Raw genomic sequence first — 24,522 nt, forward strand, 5'->3', positions numbered from 1 at the left:
AGCCTCTAGCTCTTGACGCTGATGCCGCGGGACTTCAGGTCCTTGACCGTCCACGCCTGCATGTGCGCCAGCAGATCGGTGACCTTCTCCTGCTTGTCGACCACCTTGGCCCAGCGCGCCTGCATCTCGGTGAACATCGCGGTCCAGTCCGGCCCGAAGGTCCAGTCCGTGGTGATGGTGTTCAGGCTGTCGGTGACCACCTTCTGGGCGGGCCCGTAGTTCTTGCCGAGCAGCTTTTCGGAGGTCGCCGCACCGACGTACGCGCTGCTGTCGGCCAGCGCCGGCATCACGCCGTTGCCGGTGGTCGGGCTCGCCATCGTCTTGACCGCACCGGTGTCGGTGGACATCCACAGGGCCGCCTCGGCGGCCTGCCGCTGGTTCTCGCACTGCTTGGTCACCAGCGTCACACTGCCGGTCAGGTTGGTACCGGCCGGCGTCTTGGCCGCCTCGCCCCGGAACGTCGGCCACGGCGAAAGAGCCCACTGGCCGAAGGACTTGGTGAAGTTCTGCACCATGCTGGCCATCTGCCAGGTGGAGATCTGCCGGGTCGCCGTGCCACCGTCCTCGTAGTTGCGCTGCACGGCCGCGTAGTCGGCGAAGGACAGCTTGGAGTTCAGGTCGTTGTCGATGATCTCCTGGATCACCTTCGCGGCCTTCAGCGTGCCGGCGTCCTGGAAGTCCACCTTCCAGGAGTTGCCGTCGATCGCGTACCAGTGCGCCCCGGCCTGCATGGCGAGCACCTCCAGGGTGCTCGGGTCCTCGCCGGCGTAGTTGGTGATCTTGATGCCGTGCTTCTTCAGAACCTTGCCCGCGGCGATGACGTCGTCCCAGGTGGTGGGGGCTTTGATGCCGTACTTGTCGAAGATGTCGGTGCGGTAGATCGTGAAGTTGGGCGCGGAGCTGGTCGGGACGCCGTAGAGCTTGCCCTGTACCTGCGCGCTCGCCCAGGCGCCCGCGTTGAACTTGTCCCTGCTCGATCCCACGTACTGCGTGATGTCGGCGAGCGCGCCCTGCGAGACCCAGCTCGTCACGTACTCGGCGGTGTTCTGCACCAGGCAGGGCGCGTTGCCCGCCTTGACCGCGTTGGTCAGCTGCTTCTGCATGGTCAGCTGGTCGGTGACCTTGGTGTACTTGAGCTTGACGTCCTTGTGCGAGGCGTTGAACGCCTTGACGACGGCATCCTGGCCGTTGGCCCAGCCCCAGAAGGGGAGGGTGACCGGGCCCGACGACTTGGCGCCGTCCCCGGAGTCCGATCCGCCGCAGGCGGAGAGCAGACCACTGAGTGCGAGTCCCGCGACAGCGGCGTGGGCGAACCTTCTCCGGGGGATGGTGAAGTTCATCTGACCGTGTTCCTTCGGAAGTCGGGCGTCTGGGAACGAGTGGACGGCGGCTCGGTGCAGGCCGGGAACGGCGGCCGGGGACGGCGGCCGGGATTCCAGTCACTCGCGGTTGAGGGGGCGTCAGCCAAGCGGAAACTGTAGAAAGCGGTTGCCGTGAAGGTAGGCCGACAGGTCTCGCCCTAGCAAGAGGTGTGCGGCAATTTATTGCGGCAGGTGGGGAAAACCGCTGATAAGAGACGGTAACCGGTTACGAAACGATTGCACTCGCCGCTGATGTGCTGCGGTGCACGAAGCGCCTGGGCGGTGCGTGAGCGCCTTGCCTGGAAGGTACGTGCGTGCGTGCCTGGCGGGTGCGTCGGTTGTCTGGAAGGTGCGCCGGTGTCCGGACGGTGTGTCAGCGTCTGGACGGCGGCTGCACGGAGTTGCGGACGACGACATGGGTGCCCAGTACGAGGTGGTCGCCGTCGCTGCCCTTACGGCGGCCCGAACCGCCCTCGCGCCGGTCGGCCACCGCACGCAGGGCCACCCGGCCCATCTCCTCGTACGGCACGTGCACGGTGGTCAGCTGGGGTGTGAGCTGGGAGGCGAGCGGGATGTCGTCGTAGCCGACGATCGACACGTCCTCCGGCACCCGCAGTCCGGCCACGCGCAGGGCCTGCATGGCGCCGGCGGCGACCACGTCCGTGCCCGCGAGCACCGCCGTGAAGTCCGGGGTCTCGTGCAGGGCCGCCTCGACGGCGCTGTACCCGTGCTCGTCGTCGTAGGGACCGTGGCGCACCATGCCCGGGTCGAAGGGCACGCCGTACGCCTCGAAGGCCCGCTCGGCGCCTCTCAACCGGCCCTGAGCGGTGGTGAGTTCGGCGTGGCCCGGCAGCACCAGGACCCTGCGGTGGCCGGCCGACAGCAGATGGCTGGCCATCGCGTAGGCGCCGCCCTCGTTGTCGTAGTCGACCGTCGTGGCCGGGACGTCGCCCTCCAGGGGCGGCCTGCCCACCAGGACGAGATGGGAGCCGGCCGCGTCGAGGGAACGGGCGAAGCGGGCCATCCGCAACTGGTACTCGTCGTAGTCGTAGGCACCACCGAGCAGCACCACGGCGGCCACGCCCTGCTGGCGCATGAGGTTCACCAGCGCGAGCTCCCGCTCGGGGTCGTCACCGGTGGTGCCGACCAGCGAGAGCCAGCCGCGCAGCGTGGCCGCGCCTTCGACTCCCTTGGCCACGTGGGCGAACGCGGAGCCGGTGATGTTGTTGATGAGGATGGCGACCGTCGGTGTACCACTGCCCGCGAGGGAGCGGGCATGGGCGTTGGTGACGTAGTCCAGGTCCCCGACGACCTTCATCACCCGGCGGCGCAGCTCCTCCGACACCGGGTAGTTGCCGGACAGCACGCGCGACACGCTCGCGACGGAGACCCCTGCACGCTCCGCCACGTCGCGGATGGTGGCCCGTCCGGCGTCCCCGGACGCCTTGCGCTGACTCACCGCGGCTCCTTCACCCTCACGAATTCCCCACCGGCCGAATGGGGAGTGCGGTCGCTTGGCCTACGGCCGGAGACGGTGCCTCTCGCCCGACGGCCCCGGAACCGGACCCCTTGCCGGTCGGCCAGAGGCCGCGCCCCTCGCCGGGTGCGGAAACCGTATCCCATTGTTTCTCCGGGGGGACGGGGTGCGTCGGTGGCGGCGGTGTGGCTGGGCGGGCGAGAGGTGGTGCGGCTGAGCGCGGCAGGGGTGGTGCGCCTGATCCGGGGAGGGCCGGTGTGGCTGAGCGCGGCAGGGTGCGGCCGGCTGGGCCGGGGAAGGGGGCAGGCCCGAGCGCGGGACGGGTGGTGCCCGTCGTCGGTGAGGGGCAGGCGGCTCCCGTCGGCGTCCAGGGACGTGCGGCGGCCGTCGACGGCGGGCCCGGCGTCGGTGTCCGCATCACGGCCGGGTAGCCGGTGCCGTCCCTCATGCGACACGCGCAAGGTCCGAGTGCCGTACCTCGTGGGCCGGAGGCAGGCCCGCGACCAGGCGTTCCAGTTCCTCCACGACGATACGGCCGAGGCGTTCCAGCTCGTTGCCGAGTGAGCCCGCGATGTGCGGGGTGAGGATGACGTTCGGCAGGCGGTAGAGCGGGGAGGCGGCGGGCAGCGGCTCGGGTTCGGTGACGTCGAGAATCGCGTGCAGCCGGCCGGCCACCAGCTCGTCGGTGAGCGCGCCAGGGTCGACCAGGGCGCCGCGCGAGGTGTTGATCAGAACGCCGCCGTCCCGGATCAGCGCGAGTCGGCCGGCGTCGAGCATGCGGTAGGTCTCGGGAATGTCGGGCGCGTGCAGCGAGACGATGTCGCTGTGCCGCAACAGGTCGTCCAGCGGCAGGAGTTCGGCTCCGAGGGCGGCCGCCTCGGCGGAGCTGACATAGGGGTCGTGGAGCAGGACCGTGAAGTCGAACGGCCGGAGCAGTTCGAGCAGCCGGCGGCCGACGCGTGATGCGCCGATGACGCCGATACGGCGGCCGACGTTGCCTGTGTGCGCGGTCTCGGCGTGGCTCGGGTAGGTGTGGCTGACGCGGAAGCGCTCGCGGTGGGTGAAGGTGTCCTTTCCGGCGAGCAGGATCATGGCGAGGGTGTACTCCGCGACCGGCAGGGCGTTGCCCGTCACCGCGCTGCAGACGGTGATCCCGCGCTCCCACAGGGCCTCGCCGACCAGTGAACGGACCGAGCCCGCGGCGTGCAGGACGGTGCGCAGGCGGGGCGCGGCCGCCAGGGCGCCGGTGTCGAGGGCGGGGCAGCCCCACCCGGTGATCAGTACCTCGGCCAGGGCGAGCGTCTCCGCGGCCGCCGGATCGGCGAAGTCCCGTACGACGAACGAGGGGTCGAGGTCGCACGCCTGCCTCAGCCGGGCCATGAGCGGCGGAGGGAAGAGCAGCGGAAGGTGTACCGGATCCATCGCGAACACGGCCCTCGGCGGCTGGGGGTGGGGCATGGCTCTCCTGACTCGCTGGACGACAGGGCGGATGACTGGTGGACGGCTGGGGGTGACTCGTGGATGTCGGGGTGGACAGCTGGTGGGTGACACGAGTGTGGCGCAGGTGTGGCACAGGGACGGGTGCCCGCGCCCGGGAAACATTTTCAGAAAGCGCCTTCTACCGTAGATCTGTCGAGAAGCGGCGGTCAATCCGGTGGAGTGAGAGGCGTGAGGTCGGTCCGCGATGAGGATTGCGGACCTTGATCCCGCTCTGAGCCGAAATCGTTTACTGCGGTTTCCGGGCCAGGGTCGCGCCCTGAGCCCGACCTTGGCAACCGGTTGGCCTTCTGACCGGCACCGTGGCCACTGGTGCCCCTGCGCCCGGTGCAAGCACAGTTTTCGAAAACTCGTCATGTCTCTTGACGTGCCGCGCTCTCCGGCGGAAGCTCCCTGCACTGCGTAGCAACCGGTTTCCGAAACATTCGCACACCGCATCCGTCCCGCCGTGTGCCCGGTTCCCGTCATCCATCTCGACGAAGAGAGTGGGTCGTTCATGTACTCCCAGGCCGCTGCTCCCGGCGGGTGTGCGATGCAGGTGTCGAGCGGGGTGAGCGGCTCCGGGGAGACCGTCACGGTCATGGCCAAGTCCGACGACTTCCCACCAAGCGGGTCAGCCCCTGCCAGGCCGGCACCGGCTTCTGGATACCGAGCGGCTCCCACCACAGGGACGCCGCCTGGCGGGTCTTCGAGTGGTTCTTCGGCGAGGCACCGGCGAGGGCGTGAGCCTCCGGTGGCTGGAGCATCCCGGCCCTCATGTCCCTGCGTTCGCTCATGCCGTCCCAAGTGCCGTATCAGAAGCGGGTGTTGGAGGCGCAAGGCCGAGCTGAAGCGCTACTCGGTGATCGCCCCTGCCGCAGGCCTGGCCGGTCCTCTCCGCGAGCTTCGTGATCGTGTTCACCCGGACCTGGGTGACCACGTCGCCCCGCAGCTCCTGCTCTCCACCGACCGCACCACCCTCGCGGTCGCCGTCATGTCCACCTGCGTCACCTCCGCCGGCACCCCGGGCACCCGCTTCCGGGCCGCGGCCTCGGTGATGTACGTCGTCCCGGTCCCGCCGATCTTCCTGATCGCCCGGCGCGGCTTCGTCGCCGGCATGTCCACCACCGGCCTCAAGTAGCGCCTGCCGCCTCCCTGTTGCAAGGAGTCACGCATGAATACGCTCCTGTCACGGCGTACCGCTCTCCAGGCGGCCGGCGCCACCGTGCTCGCCACCGGTCCGGCGGGCGGTCTGACGGCCACCGCGGCTCACGCGGACCCGGCCAGATCCGCGCCGAAGCTGGTCACCTACCCCCGCCCACCCGCCATGCCGACCAACACCAGCTTCAAGGTACGGGCCCGCACCGCTCCCGACGGCGACTGGCAGACCCTCGACATCTACCGGCCGCAGCTGGCGGAGATCAACGCCAACACCGGCTCCGCCAGGATCTACAACTCCTCGATGGTGTACTTCGACTTCCAGGGATCCGTCGAAGTCGAGGTGACGTACCTCAAGGGCGGTACCACCAAGGCCCGGGTGAGGCCGGACTCCCTGGGCATCAAGCCCGAACTCGGCGGCGACACCCTGGTGTTCGCGCTGGACGAGCCGAAGGACGTGGTCGTCCAGGTCAACGACGAGATCTTCGACTGTCTGCACGTCATCACCAACCACATCGACCACGCCCCGTGCACCGCCGACGACCCGGACGTCATCTACTTCGGCCCCGGCGTGCACACCGTCACCGGCAACGTCCTCACCGTCCCCAGCGGCAAGACCGTCCATCTCGCGGGCGGCGCGGTCCTCCAGGCGCAGGTGTTCTTCAAGAACGTGGAGAAGGCCACGCTCAAGGGGCACGGCGTGATCAACGGGGGCCCCGGCGCCATCCTCTGCGAGGGCAGCAAGAACATCCGCGTCGAGAACGTCATCATCATGAACCCCAACGGCTACGCCGGCACGTTCGGCATGAGCGAGAACGTGCACGTCAAAAAGGCGCGCGCGTTCAGCTCGAAGGGCAACGGAGACGGTTTCGACGTCTTCTCCTCGACCGAAATCACCTTCGACGGCTGCTTCATGCGCAACTCCGACGACTGCTTCGCCATCTACTGCCACCGCTGGGACTACTACGGCGACACCAGGAACATCACCATCCAGAACTGCACCCTCTGGGCGGATGTCGCCCACCCGATCAACGTCGGCACACATGGCAACACCGACGCACCCGAAACGCTTGAGAACCTGCTCATCAAGAACATCGACGTCCTCGACCACCGCGAGCCCCAGATGAACTACCAGGGCTGCATCGCCCTCAACCCCGGCGACGCCAACCTCATCAAGAACGTCCGTATCGAGGACGTCCGTGTCGAGGACTTCCGCTGGGGCCAGGTCATCTACATGAAGGTGATGTTCAACCCGAAGTACAACACCTCCGTCGGGCGTGGCATCCAGGACGTCTACGTCAAGAACCTCAGCTACACGGGCACCCACGCCGAGCCGGCGCTGTTCCTCGGCTACGACGCCGACCACGCCATCGACAAGGTCACCTTCGAGAACCTGGTGATCAACGGCGTGGTCGTCGCCGACTCGATGAAGAAGCCGGCCTGGTACTACACCACCGACGCGGTCCAGTGGTTCTACAACGAGCACGTCACGAACCTGAGGTTCCTCACGACCGCCGAGGCAGAGGCGGCCGCAGCGTCATGACGATCCCCGCACCGAGCCGCAGGGGCTTCCTCGGCGGCACGGCCGCCCTGTTGCTGGCGTCGGGTGCGAGCGGACTGCTCGTGCCCGGCGCCGCGCAGGCCGCCGTACGGAACCACACCGGTACCCGGGCCTTCGCCCACCCCGGGCTCCTGCACACCGCGGCCGACCTCGCCCGTATGAAGGCAGCGGTCGCCGCCGAGCAGTCTCCTGTCCACGACGGGTACCTGGCACTCGCGGCCCACGCCCGCTCCTCGGCCTCGTACGCCGTGCAGAACACCGGCCAGATCACCAGCTGGGGCCGCGGCCCGAGCAACTTCCAGAACCAGGCCGTCGCGGACTCGGCCGCCGCCTACCAGAACGCCCTCATGTGGTCGGTCACGGGCGAGAGGGCCCACGCGGACAAGGCCCGCGACATCCTCAACGCCTGGTCGACGTCGCTGACGGCGATCACCGGCGCGGACGGCCCTCTCGGCGCGGGGCTGCAGGTCTTCAAGTTCGTCAACGCGGGCGAACTGCTGCGCCACAGCGACTACGACGGCTGGACGGACTCGGACATCGCCCGCTGCGAGCGGTCCTTCCTCGACGTCTGGTATCCCGCCGTGTCCGGCTACATGCTCTACGCCAACGGCAACTGGGACCTGACGGCCATTCAGGCCATCCTGGCCATCGGGGTGTTCTGCGAGGAGGCCGTGCTCTTCGAGGACGCCCTGCGCTTCGCCGCGGCCGGCGCAGGCAACGGCAGCATCCCGCACCGCATCGTCACCGCCGCCGGCCAGGGCCAGGAGGCAGGCCGCGACCAGGGCCACGAACAGCTCGCCATCGGCCTGACCGGCGACATCGCACAGGTCGCCTGGAGCCAGGGCGTCGACCTGTGGGGCCACGACGAGAACCGCATCCTCGCCAACTTCGAGTACACCGCCCGCTACAACCTCGGCGGCGACGTCCCCTTCACCCCCGACCTCGACCGCACCGGCAAGTACATCAAGACCGTCGTCTCCGCCATCGCTCGCGGTGCCCTGCCACCGGTCTACGAGATGGCCTACGCCCACTACGCCGGCGTCCGCGGCCTGGACGCCCCGAACACGAAGGCCGCCGTCTTCCGCGGCACCGGCGGTGCCCGCGTCGTCGAGGGCAGCAACGACGACCTGCCCGGCTGGGGCACCTGCACCTACGCCGGCGCGACAGCCCCGGCGCCGACCGCGCCGGCCGCTCCGGCGGGGGTCACCGCCGTCGGCACCGACAAGGCCGTCACCGTGAGCTGGCTCCCGTCCGCCTGGGCGAGCAGCTATACCGTCCGCCGGGCCACCCAGCCCGAGGGGCCGTACGAGGAGATCGCCGCGGGGGTCGACAAGCCGGCCCACAGCGACGGCGGCGCGCACCGGGGGCGGACCTACTACTACACGGTCGCCGCCGCCAACTCCCAAGGAATGAGCGGGGATTCGAGCGCCGCCTCGGCCACGGCCGGCCTCCCCGGCCGCTGGTCCACCCGCGACCTCGGCGACGTGAGGATCCCCGGTTCAGCCGCCTTCGACGGCGACCGTTTCGTCCTGGAGGCGAGCGGCACCTCCGACACGTGCCGACTGGTGCATCTGCCGCTGCCCGGCGACGGCACCGTCACCGCGCGGATCGTGTGGCCGCTCAGCTCCCAGTACTCCAAGATCGGCGTCACCCTCCGCGCCTCCCTTGACGCCCACGCCGCGCACGCCGCCATGCTGGTCCAGGGGCTGCCGCTGCACACCTGGAGCGGTGTGTGGAGCGTGCGGCCCTCGGACGGGGCGGACGTCCTGGGCACCGGCAGCACACCCGTACCGCCCGCCCAGCAGGACGCCATCACCACCAACGCCGCCTTCCCGATCTCCAGCCTCGGCACCCTCCCGGAGTCCGCGACCCCGCTCCAGGCCCCGTACGTCGAGGGCGCGGGCGACGGCTACCGGCTGCGGGCGCCGTACTGGGTGCGGGTGACGCGCAGGGGCCGCCGCTGTATCGGCGCCATCTCCCCGGACGGCATCCGCTGGACCGAAGTCGGCTCCACGGACGTCGCGTTGGGCCGCACCGCCTATGCCGGTCTCGTCCTCACCTCCTGCCTCGGTGTCGACGAGGAGTACGCCGAGACCGGTACCGGCGCCTTCGACAACGTCACCGTGACGTCGGCCTCGCGGGACATCTGGTCGACGCCGCGCCCCGCCGGCACGGCCACCGGCCTCACCGCGACCTCCGGCGCCGACGCCGTCGAGCTGGCCTGGACCGACCCGGACCCCTCGGCCCGCTTCAAGGTGCTGCGCGCCACGGACGCCGACGGCCCCTACCACACCCTCGCGACCTGCGTCGGCGCCGTGGGCTTCGGCACCCGCATCCGGTACGCGGACGCCACCGGCACCCCGGGCACCACCTACCACTACGTCGTCGCGGCGACCAACTCCGGCGGCCGCGGCCCCCTCTCGGAGTCCGCCAACGCACGGATGCCCACTCCCTCGGCACCCCAACTCACCTCGGCCGCAGCGGCGTTCGCGAACAAGGGCGTTCCGTTCCGGCACCTCCTGCGTGCCTCGCACGAGCCCGTGAGGTTCGCCGCCGACGGGCTCCCCGACGGCCTGCGCGTCGACAGGCGCACCGGCCTGATCTCCGGAACGCCCCACACGACCGGTGAGTTCACCGTCAGGACCGGCGCGAGCAACGCGTCCGGCGACGCGACCGGCACCCTCACCCTCACCGTCGGCACACCCCCGCCCACCCCCTGGACCCATGGCGACCTCGGCGACGTGATCCTCGACGACCGCGCCCAAGGGACGCTCGGCGTGGTCGCGATCCGCACCCCCGGCAGCACCTCGTACGGCGACGGGACCTTCACCGTCCGCGGGGCGGGCGTCGACCTGACGGTCAACAGCCAGGGAATGACCGGGCAGTTCGTACGCCGGACCGTCACCGGTGACGCCGAGGTCACCGCCCGCCTCGTCTCCCGGGACGGAGCCACGGCGGACCGGGTGGGCCTGCTGATGGCCAAGTCGCTGTCACCGTTCGACCAGGCCGCCGGTGCGATCGTGACCGGCGGGACCAGCGCGCAGCTGATGCTGCGCAAGACCGTCGCCGGTGCCTCCGCGTTCTCCGGCACCGCGACCGTTCAACTGCCCCTGCTGCTGCGGCTGAAGCGCACCGGGACCGCCTTCGCCGCGGCCGTCTCCACCGATGACGGCGCCACCTGGACGGCCCTCGCCTCGGGCGAGATACCCGGCTTCGGTGACGCCCCCTACCACGTGGGCCTGGTGGTCTGCTCCCGCAGCCCCCTGGCCCTCGGCACCGCCCACTTCGAAGAGGTGAGCATCACCGCCGACTGATCCCCCCACGGAATGGAACAACCCATGATGAGCCGCACTTCCCCCCACCACATCCCTGCGCAACACCCGTCCGAATCAGCTGAGTTGAGCCGCCGCGGTCTGCTGAGGACCGCCGGCGGACTCACCGCCGCTCTCGCTCTCGGGGGCTCCACCGCCGCGCTCGCGGGCACCACCGCCGCCGCGGCCCCGGCGGCCTTCACCCACCCCGGCATGCTCCACAACGCCGGCGACATAAACCGCGCCAAGGGCAGGGTCGCGGAGGGAACCGACCCCTGGCTCTCCGGCTGGAAGAAGCTGACCGCCAACTCCCACTCGCAGTCCACCTGGACGCCCAACCCGCAGGCCACCATCATCCGCGGCGGCACGGGCCAGAACTACGGCATCCTCTACAACGACATCGCCGCCGCCTACCAGAACGCCCTGCGCTGGGCCGTGGGCGGTACGGCCGCCAACGGCGACACCGCCGTCAGGATCCTCAACGCCTGGTCGTCCAAACTGACCACCGTCACCGGAAACGCCGACCGGTTCCTCGCCGCCGGCATCTACGGCTGGACGTTCTGCCAGGCCGCCGAACTCATGCGCGGCCACGCCGGGTTCAACCTCGCCGCCTTCCAGAAGATGATGGTCAACGTCTTCTACCCGCTCAACAACGACTTCCTGACCCACCACAACGGCGCCTGCATCACCAACTACTGGGCCAACTGGGACCTGTGCAACATGGCCTCGATCATGGCCATCGGGATCCTCACCGACAACGCGGCCAAGTACGACCAGGCCGTCACCTACTTCAAGTCCGGCGCAGGCAACGGCTCCATCGCGCACGCGGTGCCGCACCTCTACACCGACTCCGACGGCTACGGCCTCGGCCAGTGGCAGGAGTCCGGCCGCGACCAGGGGCACACCGTCATGGGCATGGGCCAGATGGGCGCGCTCTGCGAGATGGCCTGGAACCAGGGCGACGACCTGTACTCGTACGACAGCCGCCGCTTCATGAAGGCCGCCCAGTACGTCGCCAAGTACAACCTGGGCCAGGACGTGCCCTACACCACCTACAAGTGGGGCACCGGGCAGAACTGCGCCCAGATGTCCCAGACGGTGATCAGCGCCGGCTCCCGCGGCGCGCTGCGCCCGGTCTGGGCCATGCTCCACTACCACTACAACCGGCGCCTGTACCTCGACGACAAGTACATCTCGGCCATGTACGGCCGCGTCGCCCCCGAAGGCGGAGGGGGTGACTTCGGCTCCACCAGCGGCGGCTACGACCAGCTCGGCTTCGGCACCCTGATGTACGCGAAGTAAGCGCGCACGTAACCGGGTACGCAACGTAGTCGCGTACCCCAAGTAGCCGCCGAATCGCGCTCTGCACCGGAATACCCGGGCGACCTGTGGTGCTCTGTTGTTCACGGTGCAGTAGCGCGGTGAGGAGGCTGGTGGTCGTATGACGGCAGCAGTCCGGACAGACCCCGTGGTGAGCACGCCGTACGGGGCCGTACGCGGCCGGTACGAGCACGGGATCGCGGTGTTCCGGGGCATCCCGTACGCCGCGCCCCCTTTCGGCCCGCGCCGTTTCCGGCCCCCGGCGCCTCCCGAGCCCTGGGACGGCGTGCGCGACGCGGGCGCGTTCGGGCCGACGCCGCCGAAGCCCCCGTACTCGGAGGCCTTCGAGAAGTACCTCTCCGACCCGGTCGTCCCCGGTGACGACTGCCTGAATCTGAACGTGTGGACTCCCGAGCCGGGCCCCGGGGCCCGGCTCCCCGTTCTGGTGTGGCTGCATGGCGGCGCCCTGACCAGGGGATCCTCCGCTGTGCCGGTGTACGACGGGCGGACCTTCGCCCGGGACGGCGTCGTCCTGGTCTCGGTGAACTACCGGCTGGGAGTGGAGGGCTACGGACTGTTCCCGGACACCCCCGCCAACCCCGGCCTGCGCGACCAGCTCGCCGCCCTGCGGTGGGTGCACGAGTCGGTCGCGGCCTTCGGCGGCGACCCGGACCGGATCACCCTGGCCGGCCAGTCCGCAGGGGCGATCAGCACCGGCGCCCTGCTGGCCGCCCCGCAGGCGCAGGGGCTGGTGCGGCGGGCGGTCCTGCAGAGCGGTCCGCCCGAGGCGCTCGAACGGGACAGGGTGCGGCGGATGGTGCGCCGCATGGCGACGCGGCTGAAGATCCCCGCCACCGCCGCGGCCTTCGCCGAGGTCGACCGCGAGCTGCTGCTGCACACGCAGTCCGAGGTCGGCAAGCTCAGCAGCCCGGTGCTCGGCGGCCCCTCCTTCGGCATCGTCGTCGACGGCGACCTCGTGCCGCGCGACCCGCTGGAGGCACTCGTCGACGGTGACATGGCGCGGGGCGTCGACCTGATGCTCGGCTGGACCAGCGAGGAGTACCGCCTCTGGCTCGTACCCGGCGGCCTCCTGGAACGCGTCGACCGGCTGGGCGCGGTCGCTCTCGCCGGCGCCATGGCCCGGTGCCACTGCGGCACCGAGGTACCCCGCGGCTACCGCACCCTGCACCCGCAGGCCCACACCGCCGAGATCGTCGGCCAGATGGTCACCGATCACCTGCTGCGCCTCCCGCTGCACCGGCTGGCGGACGCCCGCCCCGACTCCTCCCACGTGTACGAGTTCGCCTGGCCCTCCGGCCTCCCCGGCCTCGGCGCCTGCCACGCCCTGGAGCTGGGTTTCGTCTTCGACTCGGGAGATGTTCCCGAGTCCCGCAAGCTGGCGGGCGACGGTGCCCCGCAAGAACTGGCCGACACGATGCACCGGGCATGGGTGCGGTTCGCATCAGACGGCGACCCCGGCTGGGAGTGCTGGGACGAGACGCACCCGGTGCGGATCTTCGATGCGGGCGAGCCGCGCACCGCCCGCGGCCCGCGCGATGCCGAGCTGGCCCTGTGGGCGGCCGACGCCCTCAGGACTCCGGAACCCGCACCCGCCCCGGCCGCCGCAGACGGTTCACCCGCGAGAACCGCGGAGCTGCGGTCGGTCGTACGACGGCTTCGCCTGCCCGGCTCCGTCCGCCGGCAGTGACCCGTCCCGTCACGCCGGCTCCTTCAGCGCGGCCGGCGAGTCCCGCACCACCACATGCGTGCCCAGCAGCAGGTGCTCGTCGGGCTTCTCCGAGGGTACGGCCGAGGGCCGTACGGACGGCGAGGCTGCCCGGCTCCTGGTGGGGGACGTGCACCGGGGTCAGGGCCGGGTGCAGGTCGCGGGCGAACGGGATGTCGTCGTGGCCGGCCAGGGAGACGTGGCCGGGACGCCAGGCCCTCCTTGTACCCGGGGCTGCGGCTGCCCCGACGGTGACTGAGCTGATGCCGAACGGGCTTGCCTGCGTGCGGAGGTGGGCTCCCCTGGCAGGAGGAGCCCACCTCGGGGATGTGTGAGGGGTTATTCCGTGCGCAGGCACTCCGGGCGCATCATCCGCAGCGGCGGCGGCAGGCTGAGCAGCGTGACCACGCCGACCACCGCCGCGCCCACACCGGTCATGGTCAGGACGCTCGCCCAGTCCATGGCCACCGGTGCACGGGTCATCTTCAGCAGCACCGAGCCGAGCATGATACCCACCGTCGTGGCCAGTACGAGGCCGAGCCGACCGGGAGGGCCGTCTGCCACAGCACCGACAGGCTCAGTGTGCGGCGCCGGGTGCCGAAGGCGACCAGTGCGGAGAGCAGTTTCCTGCGCTCGCGCAGCGGCTCCAGCTGGGAGACCAGCAGACTCGCGCCGATCAGTGCCAGCACGAAGGCGGAGCCGACGAACAGGCCGGATGCCGTTCAGCCGATGCCGTTCAGCACCCCGGCGATGCCCGCGACGGCCGGCGGTCCCACCCGGCAGCACCCCCCGATGAGCCGGGCCCCCGACTCCCGCCACCCCGAGACCTGCTCCGCGGTGAAGGACGAACTCCCCGTCCAGGCGCGCGCCCCGGCATCCCAGGTCTCGCCACTGTTGGGATAGACGACCACCGGCTTTCCCGTGACGCGCGCGGCCGTCTCGACAGCGCCGTCCACATCTTCGGGGGCGCAGCAGTTGACGCCGACCGCGATCACCTCGTCCGCGTCGGCGGCGAGGGCGAAGGCCTCCTCCAGGGGCTGGCCGGCACGCGTTTGGCCACTCTCGACCGAGTACGAGAGCCACGCGGGCACCCCGAGCCCGCGCACCGCCCGCAGCAGCGCCCGCGCCTCGTCGGCGTCGGGGACCGTCTCCAGCGCCAGCACATCGGGCCCGGCCGCGGCCAGCACCTCCAGCCGGGGCCGGTGGAAGCGCTCCAGCTCGTCGACCGTCAGGCCGTACCGGCCCCGGTACTCGGAACCGTCCGCGAGCATCGCCCCGTACGGGCCGACGGAGGCCGCCACCCACAGGGGCCGTGCGACCCCCTTCGCGTGGGCCTGCCGCGCCGCTTCGCGCGCCAACTCCACGCTCAGGCCGAGAAGTTCGGCCGCCCTCTCCCGTCCGATTCCCCGCTTGGCGAATCCTTCGAACGTGGCCTGGTAACTGGAGGTGATCGCCACATCCGCGCCGGCCTCGAAATAGGCGAGGTGCGCCTCGGTGATCGCCTCGGGCCGCTCGGCGAGCAGACGCGCCGACCACAGCTCGTCGCTCAGGTCGTGCCCGGCGGACTCGAGTTGGTTGGACATGCCGCCGTCGAGGACGACGGCCCGGGCGGCGAGGGCTTCGGTAAGGGTGGTGTCGCTGGTCATGCGATCGACGGTAGTCGAGCCGACGCCGGACGCCACATCGGATCATGTCCAGTCCATGAACAGATTGCCCACCATGTGGAATGCCGGGTTACGATCACGGCCTCCCCGTCTCCGCCTCCTCGTCCCCCGGGAACCGTCATGACCGCCCCCAGCCCCGCCGAAGCCACCGGACCCACGGAGCCCACCGAGCCCTCCCGGTCCCCGGCGGCCGGGGCCGATCCGGCCGCCGCCCCGCGCCGCCGCACCTTCGGCCTGGCCGCCGCCACCGCGCTCGTCATGGGCAACATCATCGGCGGCGGCATCTTCGCGCTGCCGGCCGCCGTTGCCCCGTACGGCACGGTCAGCCTGCTCGCCCTCGTCGTGCTGTCGGTCGCCGCCGTGCTGCTCGCCCTGCTCTTCGGCAAGCTCGCCCGGCGCAGCCCGGTCACCGGCGGTCTGTACGTCTACCCGCGCGACGCGTTCGGCCCCTTCGCCGGCTTCCTGTCGGCTTGGTCGTACTGGACGATGTGCTGGGTCAGCATCGCCGCGCTCGCCGTCGCGGTCGTCGGCTATGTCGACGTCCTCATCCCGCTGCACGGCAACCACGCCCTCGAAGGTTTCGTCGCCGTGGCCGCGCTGTGGCTGCCGGCCGCCGCGAACTTCGCCGGGACGCGCTGGGTCGGTACGGTCCAGGTCGTCTCCACGGTCCTGAAGTTCGTACCGCTGCTGCTCGTCGCCACGGTCGGGCTCTTCTTCGTCGACGCGGACAACTTCGGGCCGTTCAACGCCTCCGGCCAGAGCACGCCCGGCGCGGTCGCCGCCGCTGCCGCACTCCTCCTCTACAGCTTCCTCGGCGTCGAGTCGGCCGCGGTCAGCGCGGGCGAGGTCGAGGATCCGGAACGCAACGTGGGCCGCGCGAGCGTCCTCGGGACCGTCGCGTCCGCCCTCGTCTACATCCTCGGCATCGTCGCCGTCTTCGGCCTCGTCCCGCACGACAAGCTGGTGAACTCCGGTGCGCCCTTCGCCGACGCCGTGAACGCGATCACGGGCGGCTCCTGGGGCGGCACCGCGATCGCCCTGGTCGCCGTGGCCTCGATCACCGGCTGCCTCAACGGCTGGATCCTGATGGCCGCGCAGATGCCGTACGCAGCCGCCCGCGACGGCCTGTTCCCGAAGCCGTTCGCCAAGGCGGGCAAGGGCGGGGTGCCCGGATTCGGGGTCTGGGCCGTCGCGGTCCTCGGCACGCTCCTGATCGCCCTGAACTACACGGCGGGCCCCGACACCACCTTCCGCGTCCTCGTGCTGATCACGACGTTCACCGGCTGCGTCCCCTACCTCCTGTCGGCCGCCGCCCAGCTGTACTGGCTCGCCCGGGGCACCCGCGAGCGCGTCCGCCCCGCGGGCCTGGCCCGCGACCTGACCGTCGCCGCTCTCTCCTTCGCCTTCTCCTTCTGGCTGATCGCGGGCGCCGGTTACGCGGCCGTCTACCAGGGCGTGCTGTTCCTCTTCGCGGGCATTCCGGTGTACGTGTGGCTGCAGGGACGGCGCCGCGAGACGGCGGAGGAGGCGTCCGGGCTCGCCGCCTGAGGACGGGGCGCGCGGGCCTAACCGTTCGCCGCGTGCCGCCCGCCACTGCGTCGACCGCCGCGCCCGCGCTTGGCCACCGGGCCCACGAGCCCGATGAGCAAGCCCACCGCCAGCACGTACGGCCACCAACCCAGGCCGCTGCCGGCGGTGTTGGCGGTACGCGGGCCGGCCGCCGCCGCGCCTGACGTGGCCGAGTCCGGGCGGGCGTCCGGGGAGGGGCTCGCGGTCGTCGCGGTGAGGATCACGTCGTTGCCGTCGCCGCCCTTGTAGCTGATGCGGTAGGCCGTGTCGGCGAGCTTCAGCCGCGCGCCCTCCTTCAGCCCCTCGAACGTGCCGGTGGTCTTCGACCCGCCGCCGTGCTCCAGGACGGCGATCCGGCGCGCGGGCTTGCTCCCCGCGGCCGAGAGGTCGAGGCCTCCCGCCAGCCGGACCGCACCGCCCACCTTCAACGGCCGTTCGCCCAGGACCAGTTCGCCCTCGGCGCTCTGCGTGTAGGCGCCGGAGATGGTGACCCCGCCCGCGACCACGCCGTCGTTGGTCACCGCCCCCTTCACCGTGCCCTTGCCGGTCAGCGCGGTCACCACCCGCAGCCCCGCCGTCCCCGGGTCCAGCCGCGCCGACGCAGAGGCGAGCCGAATCGCCCTGCTGCGCGCGAGCGTTGCCCCGTCCCGGAGAGCCAGCGTGCCCTTCTTGACGGTCGTCGTCCCGGTGTAGGTCACCGCGCTCCCGGTCAGCGTCGCCGTGGCGGAGCCCGCCTGGACCAGCGCGCCCGAACCACTGATCCGGGACAGCGACACGGCGGTGGAGGCGTTCTGCAGGACGAGCGTCCCGTCGTTCACCACCCGGCGGCCCGCCGTACCGGTCATCAGGGAACCGTCGCCCCTGCCCGACGTGCCCAGGCCCAGCCGCAGCACCGCGCCCTTCTCCACGGTCGTGGAGCCGTCGTAGTACTGCTTCGCCGCGAACGTCACGTCGTTCCCGTGCGTCCCCGCGATGACGACGTCCCCGGCGCCCGGCGCGGCGAGGGTGTCGTGGTACCTGCCGCCGCCGATCGGGGCGCCGAGCGTGACGGGGCCGTCGTAGGCGAAGGTCAGTTTCGAGCGGCGACCGCTCGCCTCGTGCAGGTTGATGTAGACGGTGTCCTTCGTGCCCGGCATGAAGATCGTGTGCGTGGTCCCGTCGCCCCACTGCACGTCCGCGCCCTCGATATTGGTGCCCCGCTTGTTCAACTGGTGGGCGATCGTATGCCAGTTGACGTTCGGGTCGCTGAGGGACGGGTGGGTGTCGCCGCCCTGGTCGCTGTAGCTGTACTGGCCGGTGAGGACGACCTTGCTGCCGGGCCGGGTGTGGACGTTGACGTCGCTGCCGTACTCGCGCTGGTAGAAGTTCTGCCGCAGTGTGATCGTCTGGTACAGCGGGGTGTCGATGATCCAGGAGCCCTGGTTGACGATCGCGCGGGCGGCAGGCAGCGCCACCGGGTACTCGGGACGGCCGACCGCCATCCCCGTGCCGTTGTCGATGACCCCGGAGAAGGGGTGGGTGCCGGCCAGGTCGAGGGTGCCCCACATGTTGCGGGGCTGGGTGACCAGGCCCGAGCCGCTGATGGTGCCGATGTTGAAGGTGCGGGTCAGCGAGAGGCGGAGCGTGCCGTCGACCCGGACGTTGTCCTGGTTCAGCTGATACCCGGGCGTGTTGTACGGGAAGTGGCCGATCAGGCCGGTGCCGCCGCCCGTGCCGTACTGAAGGGTCGTCCCGCGCGCGACCGTGATCGCCGGCGGGTCGGGGTTGGTGACCGTGGTGTACGGATGATTGCCGCCCAGCGTCTTCACGACCTGCCGCTGCCGTGCCTTCGGGAGCGTGAAGTCGCTGTCCTTGCTGAGGACCAGCGTTCCGCCGCCGCGCACGGTGAGCGTGCCCTCGCCGTGGAACACCCCGTCGTACGTCGTCGTCCCGGGCGGCACGGTGACCAGCGTGTCGCCGGTGAGCGTCACGTCCCGGTCCGCGAGCACGTCGGCGGTGACGTCACGGGCACCGGCCGCCGCCGCGGGGGGCGCGCCGGCCAGGAGGGCGGCGACCGCCGCGAGGGCTCCGGCGGCGGCCACTGACTTGTGGATATGGGTGTGCACGTCGGAGGAGACGGAACCGGAGGGGCGCCGATAACAGAAAACCGGCGCTCGGACGGGAATCGGCGAAAGCGCTCTCTGTGAGTCGCGTTCAAGTCGCGTCAGACCCGTTGACCTACTCGCTTCACACGCTTACCTTTTCGGCGTTCGTAATGACAGATGGTGTTCGCTATCTCGAACGTCCCCCGAGAGGCAGCCGTATGAGCCGCAACGACGACCTGCCCCAGGTTCCCCTGCCTCCAGGTCCCCCCACCCGTCGCCTGATGCTGAAGGGAGCCGCCCTGGCCGCGGGCGCCCTGGTGGCCACGCCCGCCGTGGCCACGGCCGCGCCGAACCGGAAGGCGGCCCCGTTCGTGAACCCGCTCGTGCGGCAGCGCGCCGACCCCTACATCCACCGTCACTCCGACGGCCACTACTACTTCACGGCCACGGCCCCCGAGTACGACCGCATCATCCTGCGCCGTGCCGGCACCCTGAACGGCCTCGCGACCGCCGCCGAGTCCGTCATCTGGACCAAGCACGCCACCGGTGTCATGGGCGCGCACATCTGGGCGCCGGAGATCCACCGCATCGGCGGCAAGTGGTACATCTACTTCGCCTCCGCGCCCGCCGAGAGCGTGTGGGACATCCGCATCTGGGTCCTGGAGAACGCCAACCAGGATCCCTTCAAGGGGACTTGGGTGGAAAGGGGTCAGGTCAGGACGGCCTGGGAGACCTTCTCCCTCGACGCCACCACCTTCTCCCACCGGGGCACCCGCTATCTCGTCTGGGCGCAGCACGAGCCGGGCCAGGACAACAACACGGGCCTCTTCCTGTCGAAGATGCTGAACCCGTGGACCCTGACGGGCCCTCAGGTCAGGCTCTCCACCCCGGAGTTGGACTGGGAGTGCGTCGGCTACAAGGTCAACGAGGGCCCGGCGGTCCTCGCCCGCAACGGCCGCCTCTTCCTCTCCTACTCCGCCAGCGCCACCGACTACCACTACTGCATGGGCCTGCTGACCGTCGACGCGAACGCCGACCTGATGAACCCGGCGAACTGGTCCAAGTCGCCGACCCCCGTTTTCACCAGCAACGACACCACCAAGCAGTACGGCCCCGGCCACAACTGCTTCACGGTCGCCGAGGACGGCCGCAGTGACGTCCTCGTCTACCACGCCCGCCAGTACAAGGAGATCACCGGCGACCCCCTGAACGACCCCAACCGCCACACCCGTGTCCAGAAGCTGGGCTGGAACCGGGACGGCACCCCCGACTTCGGCGTCCCCGTGGCGGACACGGTCGCCGACCCGGTGAAGGAGAGTGCCTGACGTGAGACGTGCGTACGCGGTGCTTCTCGCCCTCTGTCTGGCGCTGGCCGGAGCCCTGGTGACCGCGGGCCCGGCGCAGGCCGCCGCCCAGACGATCCCCAACGGCGCCCAGTTCACCGACACTTCGGGCAGCCTCGTGCACGCCCACGGCGGCGGGGTCATCAAGGTCGGCTCGTACTACTACTGGTTCGGTGAGGACCGCAACTCCGACAACACCTTCAGGTACGTGGACGCCTACCGCTCCACCGACCTGAAGAACTGGGAGTTCAGAAACCACGTCCTGGCCCAGTCGTCCGCCTCCGAGCTGGGCACCGCCTACATCGAGCGGCCCAAGGTCATGTACAACGCGTCCACCGGCAAGTTCGTGATGTGGATGCACAAGGAGAACGGAACCGACTACAGCCAGGCCCGCGCCGCCGTCGCCGTCTCCTCCACCGTCGACGGCACCTACACGTACCAGGGCAGCTTCCGCCCGCTCGGCGACTACATGTCCCGGGACATCACGACCTTCGTCGACACCGACGGCACCGGCTACATGGTGTCGGCCGCCAACGAGAACAACGACCTGCACATCTACCGGCTCACCGCCGACTACACCGGTATCGACAGCCGGCTCGCCAACCCCTGGCCGGGCGGCCACCGCGAGGCACCCGCGCTCTTCAAGCGCGCAGGCGTCTACTTCATGCTGACGTCGGGCGCCACCGGCTGGAGCGCCAACCAGCAGCAGTACGCCACCGCGACCTCACTGTCCGGACCCTGGACGTCCTGGACCAACGTCGGCGACTCCACGGCGTACGGTTCCCAGACCGCGTACGTCCTCCCGGTCACCGGGACGTCCGGCACCTCGTACCTGTACATGGGCGACCGCTGGGGCAACTCCTTCGGCGGAACCGTCAACGACTCGCGGTACGTGTGGCTGCCGCTGGCCTTCCCCAGCCCGACCTCGATGTCCCTGTCCTGGTACCCGGAGGTCACCGTCAACACGGCCGCCGGGACCGTCTCCGGCACGAGCGCCACGTACAACACGCTGATCGCGCGGCACAGCGGCAGGTGCGCCGACGTGACCAGCCAGTCGCTGTGGCAGGGCGCCCAGATCAAGCAGTACGACTGCAACGGCGGCACCAACCAGAAGTACTGGTTCAGGTCCGTGGGCGGCGGCTACTACCAGCTGATGCTCAGGAACAGCTCCCTGTGTGTGCAGGAGAACGCGAGCACGGTCACCCAGGAGAACTGCGGCAGCTCCGCCGCCACCCAGCAGTGGTCGCTGACCACGTCCGGCTCCTACGTCAATGTCAGGTCCCGCGCGAGCGGGAAGTGCCTGGACGTGTCCGGCGCGTCCACCGCCAACTCCGCCGCGATCATCACCTATACCTGCAACGGAGCGACCAACCAGCAGTGGACGCGCGGAACATGACGCTACGTCAGGACCCGGCTCAGGTCAGTAGGTCGATCGCGTCGATCGACGTGCCCGCGCTGAGGAAGGACGCCGATCCCGAGCCGCTCGCCACGTAGATCTTCAGCGTGTTGTAGGCGCTGGTGTCCGTCAGCCAGGCGGACGCCGGCACGCTGTAGGTGAACGTGTGGTTGTTGCCCCGGTACGAGCCCACGGTCAGCGAGCGGGTGCTGGGCTGGGAGGGCGGAGAGGGGACGGCGGACGTCCAGTTGCCGTTGACGACGACCTGTGGGCGGCCGTTGGCGTAGGCCGTCGTCACACCGATGCGCAGGGTGTGAGCGGCGGCGGCCTGGGCGGCCGTCAGCTTGAAGTAGACGATGATGCCGCTGTTGACGTCCTTCCACAGATAGCAGGGGAAGGCCGAGGTCTCGGAGCCGCTGCCGATCACGACGTTGCCGGTCCAGGGCGCGGCCCGGCTGTCGGACGGATGCGCGTACGTCATCAGGTCCGCGTTCTTGAACCCGCTCGGCGAGCCGTTCCAGTCGCCGATCCGCCAGATCGCGCTCGCGTTGCCGGGGTCGTTGGAGGACGGGATCGCGAGGGTGTTGACGGTGGTCGTGGCGCCCGCGGTGACCGTCACCGAGCTTGTGTGGACGGCGAGTTCACCCTTGAAGACGGTGAGCGTGTACGTCCCCGGCAGGACGCCCGCGACGGAGAAGTAACCGTCCGAGGAGCGGGCCGAACCCCAGTACTGCGCGGCCGGGTTGGCGAGCCCGACGGTGTACGGGAACGCCGTGTCGCGCCCGGTGATCCCGACGCCCGCGACCTTGCCGCGACCGCTCGCCGCGACATATCCGGAGATACCGAGCGAGTCCGCCCAGGAGGTCGCGAGGTTCGCGTGGTACAGGGACGAGGAGGGCGCGCCGCCGTCCGTGAAGGCGATGACGTAGGGGCCCTGGAGGCCGAAGCGCTGGGCTTCCGTCTGGTTCTCGCCGTAGTACAGGATCTCGTACAGGCCGCCGCCGTCGGCGCTCTGGTGGCGCAGCAGCGAGCGGTAGAAGGGGCCGCCGGAGGCCTTCTCGTGGTTGGAGCGGACCATGTAGAGCCCGACGCTCCCCGTGCTCCAGCCGATGTAGTCGTAGTCGCAGACCCGCAGTTTCGAGTAGTGCTTCGAGCGGGTCTGTCCGTCGGACTTCTCGAACACGTCCGAGGCTTCGACGGTGGTCGGCGCGTAGGTGTACGAGTCGGGCTGGTCGTTGAGGAACAGGCCCGCCCTGACGCGCACGATGTAGCGGGTCGCGCTGACCGAGGCGTCCGCCTTGTTGGTCCACAGGTAGACGTTGTTCTCGCCGCTGCGGGCCGCGTAGTAGTGCCGAAGTGTGCCGTGGGTGACGGAGATCAGGATCGTGGAACCGGACTGCTTGACGGTCACCGTGGAGGTGCCGAGGCCGGATTCGATGTGCGAGTTCTTGCCGCCGTAGCCCTGGTACTCCTTGCCCCTGTAGACCAGCGAGGTCAGGTCGCCGTTGGTCTTGCTGACCTTGAAGACCAGGCTCGCGCCGGTGTCGACGACATAGTTCGAGCCGTCGTCGCTCCAGCCGAAGCCCGCGGCGGCAGCGGCGCCGGCGAGCGGCCCGGCGAGGGCCGCCGCGGCCGTCCCTGCGGCGGCAGCGGAACCGAGGACGAAGGTGCGGCGGCCGACCGGTCTGTTCGCGGGTTCGGACATGGGGGTGCCTCCTTCGGAAACCGTGCGGGGGAGGTGCGAGTGGTTGAGAGAGTGACAGTTGAATCGATTTCGCGAAAGGGCTTTCGCATGCTCCAGAGCGGCAATCTTGTGAAATCGGTTCGAGGTCTAGAAAGCGCTTCCATGACCAGGTACGGTCCCTGCCGCCAGGCCTTGTCGTCAGGTGGCTTCCTCGGAGGGATTCGCGAATGAGACGTTTCAAGCTCGCCGTGCCGGCTGTGCTGGCACTGGGCGCCGCCCTGACCGCGGTGCCGGCCCAGGCGCACGAGGGACAACGGCCCCCCGGCCTGGAGAACTGCACCGCCACCGCCTGTCACTTCGACGTCTCGCCCGGCACGTACGACGTGCGGGTGCTGCTCGGCGGCGAGGCGGCATCGAGCACTGCCCTCAGCGGCGAGACCCGGCGCTCCCTACTGCCCGAAACACCCGCAGCGGCCGGCGCGAGGGTCGCCCGCGGCTTCACCGTGAACGTCCGTACGCCGGAGGGTGAGCCGACGGGGGCGGACGGAACTCCCGGCCTGGACCTCGTGGTCGGTGGCTCGGCCCCGGCGCTCGCGGACATCCGCGTCACGCCCGCCCGGCACGCCCGCCAGATCTTCCTGGTCGGCGACTCCACGGTCTGCGACCAGCCAGGCGACCCGTACTCCGGCTGGGGCCAGCAGCTGCCGCAATTTCTCCGCAGGGGTGTTTCCGTCGCCAACTATGGGGACTCGGGGGAGAGTACGGTGACCTATCTGCAGAACCCGCAGCTCTGGGGCACGGTCCAGCCGTTGATCCGCCCCGGCGATCTGGTCCTGGTCCAGCTCGCGCACAATGACAAGACCACCGACGGGGCGACGTACCGCGCCAATGTGGAGGCACTGGTGGCGGGTATACGGGAGAAGGGCGGACGGCCGGTGCTGGTGACTCCCATCGTGCGGCGCTGGTTCAACTCCGACGGAACCCTGAACAACGACACCGCACTGCTGGTCAACAGTCTCGGTGTGGACCATCCTGCTGTCATCCGCTCGGTCGCGGCGGCGCGGCACGTGCCGTTGATCGACCTGACGGCGAAGACGAAGGCACTGGTGGAGTCCCTGGGCGTCGAGGGCTCCAAGGCGATCTATCTCTACAACGAGAAGAAGGACAACACCCACACCTCCGTCCACGGTGCCACGGTGTACGCGGGACTTGTCCGCGACGCACTTGTCGCCCAGCATCTGGTGCCGAAGGGCCTGGTGCGGGTGGGATGAACCCCTGGGGCGTTCCGACCGGAACCGGGGCGCCCCAGGTCCCACCCTCCGTCTCGTACGCCGTGAGCCCCTGTTGGGCTGAACCCGTACGTCCTGAAGCCGTACGCCGTGAAAGAGAGCC

The 24,522-nt window shown here is 70.2% G+C and carries 17 protein-coding genes and 1 pseudogene; 10 read left to right on the forward strand and 8 right to left on the reverse strand.

From position 1 onward, the window contains the following. Positions 1 to 5: 5 nt before the first annotated feature. The 4 genes from OOK07_RS34315 to OOK07_RS34330 form a co-directional block, all read right to left on the reverse strand. Positions 6 to 1,340: an ABC transporter substrate-binding protein gene (locus OOK07_RS34315; protein WP_266800354.1), complete on the reverse strand. Its 1,335-nt coding sequence runs from the start codon at positions 1,338 to 1,340 to the stop codon at positions 6 to 8. A 394-nt stretch (positions 1,341 to 1,734) separates the two neighbouring features. Beyond that, positions 1,735 to 2,820, reverse strand: a complete 1,086-nt coding sequence (locus OOK07_RS34320) for a LacI family DNA-binding transcriptional regulator (RefSeq protein WP_266800356.1) — start codon at positions 2,818 to 2,820, stop codon at positions 1,735 to 1,737. A gap of 462 nt (positions 2,821 to 3,282) precedes the next feature. Further along, the gene (locus OOK07_RS34325) at positions 3,283 to 4,296 is read right to left on the reverse strand and encodes a hydroxyacid dehydrogenase (RefSeq protein WP_266685702.1); all 1,014 of its coding nucleotides are present in this window, start codon (positions 4,294 to 4,296) and stop codon (positions 3,283 to 3,285) included. 617 nt (positions 4,297 to 4,913) lie between these two features. Continuing rightward, on the reverse strand, positions 4,914 to 5,111 hold the full coding sequence (locus tag OOK07_RS34330) for a hypothetical protein (protein WP_266685703.1): 198 nt from the start codon (positions 5,109 to 5,111) through the stop codon (positions 4,914 to 4,916). 65 nt (positions 5,112 to 5,176) lie between these two features. Here OOK07_RS34330 and OOK07_RS34335 point away from each other — a divergent pair, with 65 nt between their 5' ends. From OOK07_RS34335 to OOK07_RS43795, 6 genes are all read left to right on the forward strand, one after another. Then, positions 5,177 to 5,455: an ABC transporter permease family protein gene (locus OOK07_RS34335; RefSeq protein WP_266685704.1), complete on the forward strand. Its 279-nt coding sequence runs from the start codon at positions 5,177 to 5,179 to the stop codon at positions 5,453 to 5,455. Between the two features lie 33 nt (positions 5,456 to 5,488). Beyond that, positions 5,489 to 7,015: a glycosyl hydrolase family 28 protein gene (locus tag OOK07_RS34340; protein ID WP_266685705.1), complete on the forward strand. Its 1,527-nt coding sequence runs from the start codon at positions 5,489 to 5,491 to the stop codon at positions 7,013 to 7,015. After that, complete coding sequence (locus tag OOK07_RS34345) at positions 7,012 to 10,347, forward strand: alginate lyase family protein (protein ID WP_266800358.1); 3,336 nt, start codon at positions 7,012 to 7,014, stop codon at positions 10,345 to 10,347. The genes OOK07_RS34340 and OOK07_RS34345 overlap by 4 nt, the downstream gene beginning before the upstream one ends. Before the next feature lie 27 nt (positions 10,348 to 10,374). Next, entirely contained in the window at positions 10,375 to 11,646 is a 1,272-nt protein-coding gene (locus OOK07_RS34350) for an alginate lyase family protein (RefSeq protein WP_266802121.1), read from the forward strand. Positions 11,647 to 11,785: 139 nt separating this feature from the next. Continuing rightward, positions 11,786 to 13,372: a carboxylesterase/lipase family protein gene (locus tag OOK07_RS34355; RefSeq protein ID WP_266800360.1), complete on the forward strand. Its 1,587-nt coding sequence runs from the start codon at positions 11,786 to 11,788 to the stop codon at positions 13,370 to 13,372. 58 nt (positions 13,373 to 13,430) lie between these two features. Continuing rightward, a complete protein-coding gene (locus tag OOK07_RS43795) occupies positions 13,431 to 13,649 on the forward strand; it encodes a hypothetical protein (RefSeq protein ID WP_323178141.1) in 219 nt (72 codons plus the stop codon). A gap of 80 nt (positions 13,650 to 13,729) precedes the next feature. On the opposite strand, the pseudogene OOK07_RS34365 reads toward OOK07_RS43795, so the two are convergent. Beyond that, positions 13,730 to 14,106, reverse strand: a pseudogene (locus OOK07_RS34365) (FtsX-like permease family protein); the annotation flags it as partial. A 6-nt stretch (positions 14,107 to 14,112) separates the two neighbouring features. Next, positions 14,113 to 15,036 carry a homocysteine S-methyltransferase gene (gene mmuM / locus OOK07_RS34370; RefSeq protein WP_266800362.1) on the reverse strand — a complete coding sequence of 308 codons (924 nt, stop codon included), beginning with the start codon at positions 15,034 to 15,036 and terminating at the stop codon, positions 14,113 to 14,115. Between the two features lie 138 nt (positions 15,037 to 15,174). On the opposite strand from mmuM, the gene OOK07_RS34375 reads away from it, so the two are divergent. Continuing rightward, on the forward strand, positions 15,175 to 16,602 hold the full coding sequence (locus tag OOK07_RS34375) for an amino acid permease (protein WP_266800364.1): 1,428 nt from the start codon (positions 15,175 to 15,177) through the stop codon (positions 16,600 to 16,602). A 17-nt stretch (positions 16,603 to 16,619) separates the two neighbouring features. Here the strand turns inward: OOK07_RS34375 and OOK07_RS34380 are convergent, their stop codons facing one another. Beyond that, on the reverse strand, positions 16,620 to 18,728 hold the full coding sequence (locus OOK07_RS34380; RefSeq protein WP_266685712.1) for an autotransporter: 2,109 nt from the start codon (positions 18,726 to 18,728) through the stop codon (positions 16,620 to 16,622). Between the two features lie 197 nt (positions 18,729 to 18,925). Between OOK07_RS34380 and OOK07_RS34385 the strand changes: the two genes are divergently transcribed. Further along, a complete protein-coding gene (locus tag OOK07_RS34385) occupies positions 18,926 to 20,032 on the forward strand; it encodes a glycoside hydrolase family 43 protein (protein WP_266685714.1) in 1,107 nt (368 codons plus the stop codon). 1 nt (position 20,033) lies between these two features. Then, the gene (locus OOK07_RS34390; RefSeq protein ID WP_266800367.1) at positions 20,034 to 21,446 is read left to right on the forward strand and encodes an RICIN domain-containing protein; all 1,413 of its coding nucleotides are present in this window, start codon (positions 20,034 to 20,036) and stop codon (positions 21,444 to 21,446) included. Between the two features lie 19 nt (positions 21,447 to 21,465). Here OOK07_RS34390 and OOK07_RS34395 read toward each other — a convergent pair whose 3' ends face one another. Continuing rightward, positions 21,466 to 23,151 carry a rhamnogalacturonan lyase B N-terminal domain-containing protein gene (locus OOK07_RS34395; RefSeq protein ID WP_266800368.1) on the reverse strand — a complete coding sequence of 562 codons (1,686 nt, stop codon included), beginning with the start codon at positions 23,149 to 23,151 and terminating at the stop codon, positions 21,466 to 21,468. A 206-nt stretch (positions 23,152 to 23,357) separates the two neighbouring features. On the opposite strand from OOK07_RS34395, the gene OOK07_RS34400 reads away from it, so the two are divergent. Then, a complete protein-coding gene (locus tag OOK07_RS34400) occupies positions 23,358 to 24,401 on the forward strand; it encodes a rhamnogalacturonan acetylesterase (RefSeq protein WP_266800370.1) in 1,044 nt (347 codons plus the stop codon). Positions 24,402 to 24,522 lie beyond the last annotated feature (121 nt).

Source organism: Streptomyces sp. NBC_00078 (genome assembly GCF_026343335.1).
Taxonomy (GTDB): Bacteria; Actinomycetota; Actinomycetes; order Streptomycetales; family Streptomycetaceae; genus Streptomyces.

What these genes read in the sequence shown, in the direction of transcription:
- OOK07_RS34315 (WP_266800354.1), bottom strand. Translation starts at nt 1,340, where the DNA reads ATGAACTTCACCATCCCCCGGAGAAGGTTCGCCCACGCCGCTGTCGCG.
- OOK07_RS34325 (WP_266685702.1), bottom strand. Translation starts at nt 4,296, where the DNA reads ATGCCCCACCCCCAGCCGCCGAGGGCCGTGTTCGCGATGGATCCGGTA.
- OOK07_RS34330 (WP_266685703.1), bottom strand. Translation starts at nt 5,111, where the DNA reads ATGAGCGAACGCAGGGACATGAGGGCCGGGATGCTCCAGCCACCGGAG.
- OOK07_RS34340 (WP_266685705.1), top strand. Translation starts at nt 5,489, where the DNA reads ATGAATACGCTCCTGTCACGGCGTACCGCTCTCCAGGCGGCCGGCGCC.
- OOK07_RS34345 (WP_266800358.1), top strand. Translation starts at nt 7,012, where the DNA reads ATGACGATCCCCGCACCGAGCCGCAGGGGCTTCCTCGGCGGCACGGCC.
- OOK07_RS34350 (WP_266802121.1), top strand. Translation starts at nt 10,375, where the DNA reads ATGAGCCGCACTTCCCCCCACCACATCCCTGCGCAACACCCGTCCGAA.
- OOK07_RS34355 (WP_266800360.1), top strand. Translation starts at nt 11,786, where the DNA reads ATGACGGCAGCAGTCCGGACAGACCCCGTGGTGAGCACGCCGTACGGG.
- mmuM (WP_266800362.1), bottom strand. Translation starts at nt 15,036, where the DNA reads ATGACCAGCGACACCACCCTTACCGAAGCCCTCGCCGCCCGGGCCGTC.
- OOK07_RS34375 (WP_266800364.1), top strand. Translation starts at nt 15,175, where the DNA reads ATGACCGCCCCCAGCCCCGCCGAAGCCACCGGACCCACGGAGCCCACC.
- OOK07_RS34385 (WP_266685714.1), top strand. Translation starts at nt 18,926, where the DNA reads ATGAGCCGCAACGACGACCTGCCCCAGGTTCCCCTGCCTCCAGGTCCC.
- OOK07_RS34395 (WP_266800368.1), bottom strand. Translation starts at nt 23,151, where the DNA reads ATGTCCGAACCCGCGAACAGACCGGTCGGCCGCCGCACCTTCGTCCTC.
- OOK07_RS34400 (WP_266800370.1), top strand. Translation starts at nt 23,358, where the DNA reads ATGAGACGTTTCAAGCTCGCCGTGCCGGCTGTGCTGGCACTGGGCGCC.